1 protein-coding gene is annotated in these 864 nt (G+C 55.8%); it reads left to right on the forward strand.

Going from position 1 to position 864, the window contains the following annotated elements:
* The coding region (locus X742_RS140355; RefSeq protein WP_023775637.1) for an ABC transporter permease at positions 1 to 716 on the forward strand (716 nt) is incomplete at its 5' end.
* Positions 717 to 864 lie beyond the last annotated feature (148 nt).

An 864-nucleotide genomic window follows, 5' to 3' on the forward strand; every position in this document is an offset into this window, starting at 1 on the left:
ACTTCGGGAAATCAATTTTTTCTCAGCGCCCCGTTCTTGAGCTAATCTCGCAGCGGCTGGAACCGACCATTTCCCTGTCGATCCTGACGATGATCGTTTCGGTGACGATGGGGGTCTCCTTCGGCATCCTTGCCGCGTGGCGAGCTGGGCGTCTTATTGATCGCACCCTGACGGTATTCGCGACACTTGGTTTTTCCGTCCCGGTGTTTGTCGTCGGCTTCTTTCTCGTATACCTATTCGCGATCAGAACACATTGGCTGCCAGTCCAAGGATACAAGCCTATCGACCATGGCTTTAGGCCATGGTTTGTGCACCTGATCCTGCCGACGGTGACTTTGAGCATTCCCTACACTGCCTTCATCGCCCGGATCGCGCGGGCGAGCATGCTCGAAGTTCTGTCGGAAGACTATATGCGAACAGCCGCAGCCAAGGGCGCATCGCCGTATGCCATGCTTTTCCACCACGCTCTGAAGAATGCGGGGGTCCCGATCCTCACCGTGATCGGCCTAAGTTTCGCAGGTCTAATTGGCGGTGTCGTCATCACAGAAACGGTGTTCAACATACCTGGTGTCGGTCGTCTGGTGGTCGATGCGATCAACAACCGCGACTATCCCATCATTCAAGGTGTGCTCATCCTGGTTTCAGGTCTGTACGTCTTAATTAATCTCTCAGTTGATCTTTCCTACACTCTGGTCGACCCCCGCATCCGGTACTGATTTATGACGCTCCTCTCCGCACCAATTGAATACCTGCCGACGGGCCGCCTGCGAGTAGCTGACCTTCCCCGTCTGGCAAGGCGGCATCCGTTGGTCGTGATAGGCGGCGGCCTGTTGGCGCTATTGATCATTCTGGCGCTCGGTGGCC

It is taken from the genome of Mesorhizobium sp. LNHC229A00 (assembly GCF_000502415.1).
Lineage (GTDB): Bacteria > Pseudomonadota > Alphaproteobacteria > Rhizobiales > Rhizobiaceae > Mesorhizobium.